Source organism: Okeania sp. SIO1H4 (assembly GCF_010672695.1).
Classification (GTDB): Bacteria; Cyanobacteriota; Cyanobacteriia; order Cyanobacteriales; family Microcoleaceae; genus Okeania; species Okeania hirsuta.
Map to the genome: position 1 here is coordinate 1 of NZ_JAAHGB010000021.1, position 13,916 is coordinate 13,916.

General features: G+C 38.5%; 8 protein-coding genes. 5 read left to right on the forward strand and 3 right to left on the reverse strand.

From position 1 onward, the window contains the following. Positions 1–352: 352 nt before the first annotated feature. The 4 genes from surE to F6K06_RS16095 all read left to right on the forward strand — a co-directional run bounded on the left by surE (position 353) and on the right by F6K06_RS16095 (position 7,938). Positions 353–4,087 carry a 5'/3'-nucleotidase SurE gene (surE, locus tag F6K06_RS16080; protein ID WP_124144625.1) on the forward strand — a complete coding sequence of 1,245 codons (3,735 nt, stop codon included), beginning with the start codon at positions 353–355 and terminating at the stop codon, positions 4,085–4,087. Between the two features lie 324 nt (positions 4,088–4,411). Beyond that, positions 4,412–5,467 carry a hormogonium polysaccharide biosynthesis glycosyltransferase HpsE gene (hpsE, locus tag F6K06_RS16085; protein WP_124144626.1) on the forward strand — a complete coding sequence of 352 codons (1,056 nt, stop codon included), beginning with the start codon at positions 4,412–4,414 and terminating at the stop codon, positions 5,465–5,467. Positions 5,468–5,989: 522 nt separating this feature from the next. After that, positions 5,990–7,021 (forward strand): hypothetical protein, encoded by a 1,032-nt coding sequence (locus tag F6K06_RS16090; RefSeq protein ID WP_240038916.1) that lies wholly within the window; start codon positions 5,990–5,992, stop codon positions 7,019–7,021. Further along, positions 7,018–7,938: a polysaccharide pyruvyl transferase family protein gene (locus tag F6K06_RS16095; protein WP_124144628.1), complete on the forward strand. Its 921-nt coding sequence runs from the start codon at positions 7,018–7,020 to the stop codon at positions 7,936–7,938. Before F6K06_RS16090 ends, F6K06_RS16095 begins: the two co-directional genes overlap by 4 nt. 468 nt (positions 7,939–8,406) lie before the next feature. On the opposite strand, the gene clpB is transcribed toward F6K06_RS16095, so the two are convergent. Together clpB and gloA are read right to left on the reverse strand one after the other, a co-directional pair. Further along, entirely contained in the window at positions 8,407–11,124 is a 2,718-nt protein-coding gene (gene clpB / locus F6K06_RS16100) for an ATP-dependent chaperone ClpB (RefSeq protein ID WP_287242920.1), read from the reverse strand. A 534-nt stretch (positions 11,125–11,658) separates the two neighbouring features. Beyond that, entirely contained in the window at positions 11,659–12,087 is a 429-nt protein-coding gene (gene gloA / locus F6K06_RS16105) for a lactoylglutathione lyase (protein WP_124144630.1), read from the reverse strand. A 17-nt stretch (positions 12,088–12,104) separates the two neighbouring features. Between gloA and F6K06_RS16110 the strand changes: the two genes are divergently transcribed. Beyond that, positions 12,105–12,263 carry a hypothetical protein gene (locus tag F6K06_RS16110; protein ID WP_161564929.1) on the forward strand — a complete coding sequence of 53 codons (159 nt, stop codon included), beginning with the start codon at positions 12,105–12,107 and terminating at the stop codon, positions 12,261–12,263. Positions 12,264–12,936: 673 nt separating this feature from the next. On the opposite strand, the gene F6K06_RS16115 is transcribed toward F6K06_RS16110, so the two are convergent. Continuing rightward, positions 12,937–13,392 (reverse strand): hypothetical protein, encoded by a 456-nt coding sequence (locus F6K06_RS16115; RefSeq protein WP_124144631.1) that lies wholly within the window; start codon positions 13,390–13,392, stop codon positions 12,937–12,939. Positions 13,393–13,916: the final 524 nt, after the last annotated feature.

A 13,916-nucleotide genomic window follows, 5' to 3' on the forward strand; every position in this document is an offset into this window, starting at 1 on the left:
TGAATATCTACAGGAAATGATGGTTTTTTCTTGCGAGGGTAGCCTTCTTCCCTCTTCCCTCTTTCTTCTTCCTTCTTCCTTCTTCCTTACCTTTGCTATACAAGACCGATGCTACCGGACATGATATAACTTACCCTAAATTTATTTAGGATAAATATTTGAGAAAAATTTTTATCAGATCTTTTTTTCAACTCTCCAAAATAATTGAGAGAATTTAAACTCTTTCCAGAAAATCAGGACTTACCCATGAGGTAGGAAAAACTAGGATTTGAGATTGCTTCCCTGTCGGTCGATAGGGACGGAAATACGTTGTACTGCGTAAGTCCTAAAAATATAAAAACAACGAGGAACAATGGCTGATTCTAAAGCAATATTGATTGGAATTGATGGTGCTCAATTAGAGGAATATCTTTTGTTGGATTTACAGGGAGAAGCACCTAATATTAACAATCTTGATATTATTGAATCCTTCATCGGAGGCATTGTTGGCACAGCTTCTGAACAGGCTACCTCTAGTGGCCCTGGTTGGTCTACTATTTTAACAGGAGTTTGGGCAGATAAACATGGAATTCCGAGTAACAATAGCCAGCCAGTCAACGCCGAAATTGACAGTATTTTTGAATACGTTGATAATAACATTCCCGATGCAACCATCGCATCAATCGTTAACTGGTCTCCGATTAATACTGGACATTTTGCCCCGGAAATGGGATTTATTCCGGGTATTCCTGGCATAGTTGACTTTGAACAAAACGGGCTTCCTGATGATGTGGCAGCAGCAACTGTTGCTGATTTAGTGCTCGCAGAAGCACCTGATTTTACCTTTGTACAACTTGATGAAGTTGATGGAGTAGGTCATTCGTTTGGCTTCTCCGATGAGTATAACGACTCTCTGATAACGGCTGACGATCAAGTGGGTATGATCCTAGATGCAAATGTGGCGGTTGATACTAACTTTGTAATAGAGTTTAATGAGGACGTGCAGGTAGGGGCTGGTGAAATTGCGATCGCTGCTGATGATACTATCGTCGAAACAATTGATGTTACTTCTTCTCAAGTCATAGTTGAGGGAGACACTGTTACTATCAACCCTAATAACAACCTGACAGCAAATACTGATTACTTCGTACAGGTTGATGAGGGTGCATTTCGTGACACTGCAAACACCATCACTCTGTTTACCGAAGATTTTGAAGGATTAACTTTAGAACCGTTTGTTAGTCCCACAGAAGGAGGTGGAGATGGTACAGACTTTACAACTACTCCCCCGGAAGGTTGGACGCAGGACAATAGCACAACCCCTACAGGTGGGCCGATTGAATTCTTTGGTTGGACGTTCTTGGATAAAAACTCTTGGGCAGCCTCAGCGGGAGGTCAACGTCGGAATGAATTTACCAAAGGGGTTGGCACAGTGATGGTTGCAGATCCTGATGAATATGATGATGCAGACGTTGATATCAATCCCGATTTGTACAACGCTTTCATTCAAACACCAGCCATTGACTTAACAGAAATTGAAGCGAATACAGCGTTTCTCACATTTGATTCCAGTTGGCGTCCGGAAGATAATCAGAAAGCTAATCTCACCGTTTCCTTTGATGGTGGAGAACCCATTGAACTCTTGCGTTGGACTTCCGATCCTAACGACCCCAATTTCAAACCAGATGAGTCCACTAATGAGACATTATCTATTCCGTTAAATAATCCCGAAGATGCAAGTAGTGCGGTTTTGAACTTCGGCGTATTTGAAGCTGGAAACGATTGGTGGTGGGCGGTTGATAATATTTTGGTTCAGGGAAGCGGTGAGACAGTTTCAGGTAATCCGTTTGCAGGTATTACTGATGATACGACCTGGAATTTTCAGACAACAAATGACCTTGAACCGGGCGAAGAATCATTAGAAATTTTGTTAGTTAATGATGACGGGTTTGAAGCAGACGGGATTAACGTCATGTTTGAGGCGTTAACAGAAGCCGGATATAACGTCACCCTTGTCGCCCCCAAAGAACAACAGAGTGGACGGGGAACTCTGATTAACGTTGACCAGATTTTCCAACCCACAGAAGTGGTTAATTTTGAGGAAAATAAATGGTTTGTGGATGGCAGTCCGGTTGTGACAACTTGGGCGGCACTCGATTTTATTTTGGATGGAAACGAACCCGATTTAGTCATTTCTGGGATTAACGAAGGGGCAAATATTGGCAGTAATATTGTCATTTCTTCGGGAACGGTTAGTGCAGCTTCAACCGCAATTCAACGCGGAATTCCAGCGATTGCGGTCAGTGCGGGAACTGGTTCAGATGAGGAGAAGTTAGCAGAAGCCTATGACATTGGGGCAGATTTTGTTGTTGAAATGATCCAACAGTTGGAAGAAAATGACACAGAACAACTCTTACCCGATGGTGTGGGTTTAAATGTCAATATTCCCACAGAATTTGCGGAAGGCGTTGAGGAAATTCAGGGCGTTAAATTCACAGCGTTAGATGAGGTTTCAACCCTTGACCTCCGCTTTGGAGAATTACCCGAAACCTTTGGGGAAGGTGTGGGAGTTTTAATTGACTTTAATTCGCCTATTTCTCCCGATGAAGTGACGAATATTAACTCAGAAGGAGAACAGTTCCTCGCAGGTGCAATTACCGTAACTCCTATTGATGGGGACTGGAGTGGGAGTGAAGAGATTCGAGACAGTTTAAGTCAACGAATTGAAGCTGCCCCCGAAAATGTCACGGCTGAACCCCTGGATATTCTGATTACAAATGATGATGGTTTTGAAGCAGAAGGAATAAAAGTTCTCTACGAAACCTTAACCGTCGCAGGTCATAATGTTACCCTCGTTGCCCCCAAAGAACAACAGAGTGGAAAAGGAACAGTTCTGGATGTTGATGCCATTTTCCAGCCCACAGAAGTCGTGAATTTTGAGGAGAATCAATGGTTTGTTGATGGCGCACCTCGAACCACAACTTGGGCGGCTTTAGACTTTGTTTTAGACGATAAACCTGACTTAGTCATTTCGGGTATTAACGAAGGCGAAAATATCGGTCCGGGTGGTGCCGTTTCTTCTGGAACAGTTAGTGCGGCGGTTACGGCTTTATTACGAGATGTTCCGGCTATTGCGATTAGTGCAGGGATTGATTTTGAGGATGAAACTGTCGTTGATGAAGCCTACGAAATTGGGGCAGATTTTGTTACAAATTTAATTTCCCAACTGCAAGCAACTCAGGAATTAGACGAGACTATTTTACCCGAAGGAACAGGTTTAAGCATTAATATTCCGGTGCGTTTTCCAGAAGGGATTGAGGAAATTCAAGGGGTGAAATTTACTTCAACTAGCGACATTACACCGTTTGATATTGACTTCGGTGAACTTCCCAGTGGCGGTGCCGGACTGGGTTTTGCGCCAGTTGAATTACCGCCAGATGCAGACATTGAACCCAATTCAGAAGGCGGAGAATTTTTATCTGGGTTTATTACCGTTACCCCTTTGGATGGAAGTTGGAACGCCCCAGAAGCTTTGCGAGACGAGGTTCAAGACCTGATTTCACCACTTCTGACCCCAACTCCTCAACCCAACGTTCTCATCGGTTCGGCTGAAAGTGACACCTTAACAGGTCTTCTCGGTGATGATGAAATTATCGGGAACGCAGGTGATGACGTTCTGCGGGGAGAGGGAGGTCGTTCCTCTGGAGGTCAAGCTGGCGGAGATGATACGATTTCTGGTGGTGTAGGAAATGACCGCATTGGAGGTAAAGGCGGTAACGACGAACTTTACGGTGACGAAGGTGATGACCTAATTTGGGGTGATGATGGCGATGACCTAATCCGCGGTGGTTTGGGTGATGACGTTATCACTGGAGATAACTTCTCTGGTGGTCAAGGTTCTGATACCTTTATCTTAGCTGTTGGTGAAGGAACTGATACTATTGTTGACTTTGAAGTTGGAACTGACTTCATCGGTTTAGCTGAGGGTCTAACTTTTGCTGACTTGAGCTTTACTGGAAATAGTATTATCTCAGGTGAAGAAACACTCGCTATTCTCAATGGTATTAATACTACCGCTTTAACTGAGAGTGACTTTACTTCCGTATAACTTTCAAATACTGCTTCTACAATCAATTCTTAAGGGTCAGTATTTTTAGGAATAAAGTTAATATTCCTTTCAAGTTCAATGAGTAAAAATTAAGGCAATATCTCCTCAATATTTACTGATTAACTTACCGTACATTAAAGATCGGATAAATATTTTTATCCGATCTTTTTTCAGAACTTTGAAATATACGAGACACTCGCTGTCCTCAACGGGATTGATACCACTACCTTGACAGAGGCAGACTTTACATCTATTTTTTAATTGGCTTTAACCCGATTCCAAATTCCTTCCCTTTGCCAATGGGAAGGTATATTGATTTTTCTAATGATTGATTTTACTGTTGCTATTCGAGCATATAACTCAGCCAAGAATTTGCCTCAAATTTTGGGCAGACTTAAAAATCAGGTGGGAATAGAAGAAATAGACTGGGAAATTGTTATAGTTGATAACAACAGCACAGATAATACAGCCAAAATAGTTGCTAATTACCAATCTAATTGGGGAGAAAAATTTCCTCTCAAATATTTTACTGAAACTCGGCAAGGATGTGCTTTTGCCAGAAGGAAAGCAATGGAAAAAGCACAAGGTTCTTTAGTAGGTTTTATTGATGATGATAATTTACCTGCACTTGACTGGGTTGCTAAAGCTTATGCTTTTGGTAAATCACATCCTAAAGTAGGTGCTTATGGAGGACAAATTCATGGGGAATTTGAAGTTGAACCACCTCAAAATTTTCAAAAGATAGCTGTGTATTTGGCAATTATTGAAAGAGGTCAAAAAGCTTTTTGCTATAAGCGTAAGAAAAAAGTTTTGCCTCCTGGAGCTGGTACAGTTGTTTCTAAAAAAGCATGGCTAGAAAGTGTTCCTGAAAATTTATTCCTGACAGGAACTGCTGGAAAATCTTTGGCACTTAAAGGAGAAGATATGGAGGTTTTTGCTCATATACAAAATGCAGGATGGGAAATTTGGTACAATCCTGAAATGCATCTCCATCACATGATATCTTCTTCAAGATTGGAGCGAAATTATTTACTATCTCTCGCGCGTGGTTCAGGGTTACACAGAAATCATATTAGAATGATCAGACTTAAACCTTGGCAAAGACCTCTAGCATTTTTTGCTTATCTAGTTAATGATTCTCGGAAAGCTTTATCTTACTTTATCAAAAACTATAATTTGCTGAAAACAGATATAGTTGCTGCTTGTGAAATGACACTACTATTAAGCATTTTAGTTAGTCCATTTTATCTATGGAAAGTGCAATTATACCAGGAATTAAAAGTCAGGCAACAGAGCCATCAAATTTCGGCTGTCGCTGACATGAAAGGCGACGTACAGTCAGAAGGAAAATCGTTGTCGTTACCCAATTTGAGTTCTTAAGAATGTCCTAAAAATTCTGGCTACTGCTATTTTAAGAAAAATATGGGAGCATCCAGTTTTTGTAAAAGCATTACCTAAAGTAAGGACTTACCAATGTTTTTAGCACCCCTTAAAACATCTAATACCAATTTGATAAATCTTTGCTACATTTTCTTGAGTGGGGGAGTAGGGGAGCAGGGGAGTGGGGGAGAAGTCAACACAAGAATAATTAATACTAACTAGCTAATAATTGTCAAAAAGGTTAAAGAGCAAGTTTTAATTATTTAATAATTGAAGTCTCACCTAAGTATAGCATTCTCTTTTCAAATTGGTATAACGTGAAAAATTGGGATACTTCCAAAAATATACATATTGCTGTAGATAAATGAAAAAAATAAAGTAATATCATGTCCGGTTAAATAGTTATAATTAAAGCTCGTAGTAGGGCTTTAGCCCTAAGTATAGATAGGGCTAAAGCCCTACTACAAACAAAAAAGTCATTTCCCCATTTTTGGTTTAAGGCTTAAAAATACAAAATCTCTGATGAAACCGACTATTTACTTTTATATCCCTCGTAAATTATTTCCCCAAAAGTTACCTGAAAATCCCCATGAGAATTGGGCTGGATTTGGTATAGGAATTTATGCTTGGACATTGCAAACTTATCTGCGTCTAAAAGCAGATGGTTTTTCTTGTGAATTAGTAGATTATTTACCCCAGTCTGGAATTGTTATTGTTCATCGCAATTCTCTTTATATTCATAAAGGCATTAAACCAGGAAAAAATTTACTTCTAATTTGTCTTAAAGCAGAATTAAATTTTTATCCCTATGCTCAAATTCATGTGGTACAAAATCCTCAAGAAATAACACCTATAAATAATTATAACTACTATATACCTCATTGGACACAACCAGGATTAATTACTCGGAATATTGAACGGGGTAATCAGTTTAAAAATATTGTTTTTTTTGGTCATAAAAATAATTTAGCTCCGGAACTCTTAAGTTTGAATTGGACAAATGAACTCAATAAACTAGATTTAAATTGGCGTCCGATTATTAATCAAAATCACTCAACGAATTATCAAAAAATTGATAATCGTTGGAATGATTATAGTCAAGCTGATGCAGTAGTTGCTATCCGAAGTTTTGGCAAACAGAATAAATATATAAATAAACCAGCAACTAAACTTTATAATGCTTGGTTAGCAGGTGTTCCCGCTATATTAGGTTATGAATCTGCATATCGTACAGAAGGAAAACCTAACTTCAATTATTTAGAAGTTACTTCTTTGAAGGAGTTGCTTGACAGTTTAAAGAAGCTAAAATCAGATATAAACTTACGTCAGACTTTAGTAAATAATGGTCAATTACAAGTAGAAAAAATTAATCCTGCTCAAACTACTAAAAAGTGGCGTTACTTTCTCACAGAAATTGCAATTCCTGCTTTTGATGACTGGTGTTCTAAATCTAGTTTAGTTCAAAATATGATTCTCGAAACTCGTTATTTATCTTGGGCGATCGAGCGAGGAAAGTCTAAAATTATGTCTGTTGCATCAAATCTTAAACTATGAAACTATTTTACTACAAACGTCGAGATGGGTTTAGTAATTTTGGAGATGAATTAAATAATTGGTTATGGCCTCAACTCCTACCAGAATTTTTTGATGAAGATGAAACAACGACTTTTATTGGTATTGGAACTCTATTAAATCAACTCTTACCTCAACGAATTCCCCAAGCTCAACGTTTAATTATTTTTAGTACAGGTGTAGGTTATGAACAGCCATTAAAAACTTTAGATAAAAATTGGAAATTGTACTGTGTTCGAGGAAAATTATCTGCTAAAAAGTTAGGTTTATCTCCTGATTTAGCAATCACAGATGGGGCAATTTTAACGAGACGTTTATATCAACCTTCACTGCAAAAAATTTATCGTTTTACTTATATGCCACATATTCATCATGCCACTTTTGCAGAAGAAATCTGGCAGAATATATGTGAACAAATCGGATTTCATTATTTAGATCCCCGCTCCTCAGTAGATGAGATTTTATCTACTATTAGCCAAACAGAAGTTTTACTAGCTGAAGCAATGCATGGTGCAATTATCGCTGATACTTTTAGGGTGCCTTGGATTCCTATTATTACCAGTCCGAGAATTTTACTGTTTAAATGGCAAGATTGGTGTTCTTCAATTGGTGTAGAATACTATCCTTATTTTCTTTCACCTTTGGTTAAATCTTATCCCCAATATGCAGGCGGAATTCGTTCCTCTCTAAATGCTTTTAGTCATTGGAAAAATAGTTTACTCCAATTTCCTAACTTCAGACAAATTTGGCAACAACAAGAACAAGTTTCTGGTACACAATTGCTGAAAATTGCTCAAACTGGACGACAACAATTGAGTTCAGATACTCAACTTGAACATTTAACAGTTCAACTGGAAGAAAAGCTTGATATTTTAAGAAAAGACAATACCATATATTAAAACATGGTATTATATCTCCCTAAGATGAGTTGAGTAAGACCGCTTTAATTGCTTTTTGACAATCAGGTAATTAAGGTCTGCTTAATAAATAATAAGCCCACAGAAGTTAGAGGTTTGAGTGCCATATAAATTACCAAAAAAAGTGTAATAAAATGACTAAATTAATATCAAAAACTAGCCTTTTTTTATATAGAAAATGTCTATGTACCATTAACCAATATTCTATATTTTTTTGATCAAAGGGGTGATGAAACAAAGTACATTATCTACTAGCATCTAGCATAATTACTAGAGGGAAAACTAGCGATCGCCATACCCCTTTTACCTAATTAACCGCATATTCTGTAAATTGTCTCTTGCAATTTTTTCATTATTTAGTTCTGCTGCTAAAAGTTGTTCTGCTGTTCATTAACACTTTTGCCTAATAATTGTTACTAGCGAGCTAGAAGCTCGCACTGTTATTTATTATTAACTTTTCACCAATTCTAACTCATCCTTTTTCCCAAACACTAAACCACTATCTACACAATCAATTACCACAACATCCCCACCAACAAACTTATTCTCTAAAATCAAATTTGCCAGAGGATTTTCTAATTCTTTTTGAATTGCTCGTTTCAAAGGTCGCGCTCCATAAACCGGGTCATATCCCACTTCAGCAATGTGGTCTAAAGTCGCAGGAGTTAATTTCAAACTAATCTTTTGTTCCCCTAATAATCGTTCAATTCTCTTCACTTGAATCTCCACAATTTGCCGTAATTCACTCTTCCTTAAAGTATGGAACAATATAATCTCATCCACCCTGTTTAAAAACTCTGGTCGAAAATGTTTTCGCAACCCCCCCATCACCCGTTTATACATCTCCTCATACTTAGAGTCATCCCCCGCCACATCCAAAATATACTCACCACCAATATTACTCGTCATTACAATTACAGTACTACTAAAATCAACTACCCGCCCCTGAGAATCAGTAATCCTACCATCATCCAATACCTGCAACAATATATTAAATACATCCGGGTGAGCCTTCTCAACTTCATCAAACAGCAGCACAGAATAAGGATGTCTTCTTACTGCCTCCGATAACTGACCCCCTTGGTCATAACCCACATATCCAGGCGGTGCCCCTACTAACCGAGAAACAGCGTGTTTTTCCATATATTCCGACATATCAATGCGGACTAAAGCATCATCCCGGTCAAACAAAAACTGTGCCAAAGCTCGCGCCAATTCTGTTTTACCAACTCCAGTAGGACCGAGAAACATAAACGAACCAATAGGCCGCCCTGGGTCTTTCATCCCTGCTCTAGCACGTCTAATAGCTGCAGCTACAGCTTCCACCGCTTCCGACTGCCCAATTACCCGTTGATGTAAATGTTTTTCCAACTGTAGTAACTTCTGGCGTTCCGACTCCAATAAACGATTTACCGGAATACCCGTCCACTTAGCAACGATAGTGGCAATATCTGCATCCGTAACTTGTTCTCGGAGGAGAGACGAACCTTGAGCTTGAACCTTTAATAATTCTGCTTCCTTAGCTTCGCGATCGCGATGTACAGTTTCGAGTTGACCGTATTTTAATTGAGCTGCGGTATTCAGGTCATAAGCTCGTTCTGCCTGTTCTATTTGTACTTTTAATTTATCCTCTTCTGCTTTAAGGGAATTAATTGTATTTAACAATTCTTTTTCCCCAGACCATTTAGAAGAAAATTTTTCCTGCTTTTGCTTCAAGACATTAATTTCATTTGTAATGCGTTGCAATGCTGGAGAAACTTTCACAGGTGGGGTAGGTTCAGAATTTTGATCTTTTTTGCTGCTTTGCAATTCTCCCTCTATAGAAAGTTTCTCCATTTCCAACTGCATAATACGTCTATCAATAGCTTCCAGTTCTTCAGGTTTAGAAGTAATTTCCATTTTTAGTTGAGCAGCAGCTTCATCTACCAAGTCGATCGCCTTATCTGGCAAAAAGCGGTCAGAAATATAACGGTTAGAAAGAGTTGCAGCAGAAACCAAAGCAGCATCAGTAATTTTTACACCATGGTGAGTTTCGTAACGGTCTTTCAACCCCCGTAAAATAGAAATAGTATCCTCTACACTTGGTTGACCAACCTCTACCTTTTGAAACCGACGTTCCAGAGCAGCATCCTTTTCTATATGTTTACGATATTCATCAATAGTTGTAGCTCCTATACACCGAAGTTCTCCACGAGCAAGCATTGGTTTGAGGAGGTTACCTGCATCTACACCCGAACCCGTACCGCCACTGGAACCTGCTCCAACAACAGTATGTAGTTCGTCGATAAATAAAACAATTTGACCGTCAGAGTTGGTTACTTCTCGCAAAACCGATCTGAGTCTTTCTTCAAATTCCCCTCTAAATTTTGCCCCAGCGATGAGACTTCCCATGTCAAGACCAATGAGTTGTCGTTCTTTAAGAGACTCCGGTACATCACCATTAACAATGCGTTGAGCTAAACCTTCAGCGATCGCTGTTTTTCCAACTCCTGGTTCTCCAATAAGTACGGGATTATTTTTTGTCCGACGGGATAAACAACTAACCACGCGCCGAATTTCTTCATCTCTGCCAATAACAGGGTCAAGTTTACCTGCTTTAGCTAACTCTGTGAGGTCGCGCCCATATTTTGCCAAAGCATCATAACTAGCTTCTGGGTTTTGGTCTTCGACTTTGGTACTACCACGAACTGCTTTAATTGCTGCTTCTAGTTGTTCAAATTCAACTTTGGGTGAGGTTTGGGGGCGCTCAAAACCAGGGCGAGTTGGTAGTTGGGGAGTACCTCCACTGAGGAGTTTATTGCCAAGGCGTTTGTCTTGGTAAAAGGCGAGTAGGAGGTGTTCGACGGCAATAAATTTGTCTTCCCATTTTTCTCTAGCTTCATCAGCGAGGTCTAGAAAAATTTCCAGACTGCGCCCTAGATAGAGATGTTCGATACTACCCACTTTGGGTTGGCGTTTGGCAAAAGAGTCTATTTGTTGGAGGAGATTTTCTGGTTCTATGCCAACGCGGTTTAAAATTTTATTGGCTGTACCCTGTTGTTCTAAAAGAGCAATGATTAGATGTTCTACTTCTAGTTGTTGGTTTTGGTAACGTCGGGCAACGTCCTGTGATTTGACTATGGCATCCCAGGCTTGTTCTGTAAATTTACTTGGGTCGGTTGGCTGCATTTGGACTATTTTAAATTTTTTCCTATAAAACTTGATATAGCAATTCTCATACTTGTGGGTTACACAATTCTGGGTTTTAGGCAACAGCTCCGGAAGGCAACAGGCAACAGGGAAATACAAAGAAAAAAGATAACTTTACCTCGCTAACCTGAGAAACACTATATAGAAACCTTATGGTATCTTTACTGAATAATTAATAATTAAATAATTCAGCTAATTCCGCCTCCCCTTTCAAGGGGAAAAAAGCTGTCGTTAGCGGAGCTTCCCGTTAGGGTGGGATGGCGCAGGTTTTCTGCGCTGGCCGACTATCGACCAAGAGAATAAATTTTTTCCTTAAGGATCAATCCTCTAATAATTAATAATTGTTGAAAGGCGGTATGTGCTTTTGGCTGTAGTCTTCAGATAGGGAAGCCTTCAGTAGGGGGACTTACAGAAATCAGGAGATTCAATTAGAGAATAGGGGAAAAAAGTTTAAATTTGCTCCCTACTCCCCTACTCCCCTACTCCCCTACTCCCCTATGCCTTCAGCCTTCTTCAATGAGCGCTAACTGCAACTTCTTTTTCTGAATTACTGCTACGAGAGCTTAATTGAATTAGTTCTACTTTATACCCATTTGGGTCTTCAATGAAGGCAATAACTGTGGACCCATGTTTCATTTGCCCTGGTTCTCTAGTCACTTTACCTCCCTGTGCTTTTATTTGTTCGCAAGTGCCATAAATATCATCAACGCCCAAAGCGATATGGCCATAAGCATCGCCCAAGTCGTATTGGTCTTTGCCCCAGTTATATGTTAATTCGAGTACCGTGTGGTCTGACTCATCGCCATAACCAACAAAAGCTAGAGTAAATTCACCACCTGGATAGTCTTTTTGGCGCAATAGTTTCATGCCGAGGACATCGCAGTAGAATTTCAGGGATTCTTCTAGGTTGTTGACTCGCAGCATGGTGTGTAGTAGTCGCATGGTCTACTCCTTATTCCTTGACTATATGTACTTTTTATTGTGAAGCAATTTGGTCAATCTTGGGAGTCAATGTTGCCTTAATGGCAACTATTAGACATCTCCAGAAAAGAGGCAACAGGCAACAGGGAGAAATAATTGATTTGATTTTTGATTTTTACCGAATAATTAAGGTTTAAAGCCTCTCCTTTGAAGGAGAAACAAGCGGTCGTTAGCGCAGCTTCCCGTAGGGTGGGATGGCGTTAGCGAAGCGGCTCTGATAAGAGCGGGTCTCCTCGCCATATCCAATCGACCAAGAGAGAAAATATTTTCTTTTTATTAGATCCTCTTCCTTTTCCTTTTAGGGCTATGCTTTATAAACATCTTTCTTAACATAAAAATTGATAAAATAGACAAGTTATGTATAAGTCTTTCAAAGGTTTTTGTTAGAGAAAAAGTGTATTAAAAAGTACATTTTTTTCGATAACTTAAGTAGTTTTTCCTATCTACTATGATTCTTTCTCCTTTCTCCCCTGCTTCCCACAAGGTTTTCAGGAGTTCCTTATAAGGGATAGCTTTTAGGGAGAGGTAATTATCAATTATCAATTATTGAACAAATGTCTATTAGCACTCACAGAACTTACGCAGAACTACCATATCTAGTAGGATCTAACTGCCGTTAGGCTTTTAAAACGAAATGTTTTTGGAGGCTTGCTCAAATCCCCGTTACAAAAACAATTTTTGATAGAATTTAATATTTGTGTGATCGCCATCTTACTTTTAAGTCATATTACTAAAATAAATACAATTTATATCTTACTCAAATGTGACTATCGTGAGATAGTAATCAATATTAAATCGTAGTTATTTTTACTAACTATGATAAGCTAATTTTTCTAATTTAGACTTTTCTTGAATCAAAGCACTGTCTATTTTTTTTACTCCTTCTAATGATATTAATGACTTGCATTGTTTAACTAAATTTTCCCAACCATGTAATCTTTGAATTGAATTAGATTTCTGAATTTTCTCAACATAAAATTGTGCCCAAAACTTAGGAACATACTTTTGCTTTCTAGCCTTTATGCGCTTTCTCCATTTAGTGAAATCTGATTTTCTTGGTGGTTCTACCCCCAAAATAGGTGGCATATCGGCATAACTTACAAACCTACTTTTACCTTTGCCTACAACATGAATCACATATTTCCAACAGTTTATTTTGTAGATATTATCTGATTTAATTCCCAAATGAAATGCTAATGCGTCTCTAGTTACAAATCTACCCAATGGATGAGCAGAAGTAGATTGATTTTTGATGATTCTTTTCATAAAATCTACCTTAAATTTATATATATTTTTTTCTGGCCGTATTTGTTTATTTATGTGTCTGTAATTCTATATTAAATAATACTTGGCTACTTTGTCAACATATAATAATAAGCTAATTTTTTACACAAACAAATCAATGATAATTGCCCATTATTGGCATAAATTATGGACAATAATCTTTTCAATATTAGAGAATAGAAAAGCTCAAGATATAGAGTCTAATGAAGTATGTCTGGCAACCGTCAAATTCCCAAGGTACAGTAGTCAGAATTCAAGAGGAATTTTGTCAGAAAAATTGTTTTTTAACACTACTTGTTGTTATTTGTCAGTTATCTCTGTCACTATTTTTAAGAATAGACATCTCCAGAAAATAGGGAACAGCGGTGCGACCCTGAAGGACACCACAGACGCAAGCTGTCGGAACCCAAAGTTTTGCTAAGGCAAAGCTTCACTTTTTTGATACGGAATCTGGAGAGTACAAAGTTCTTCTGAAAAACAATTTACTTTCAAGACTAAAAGTATTA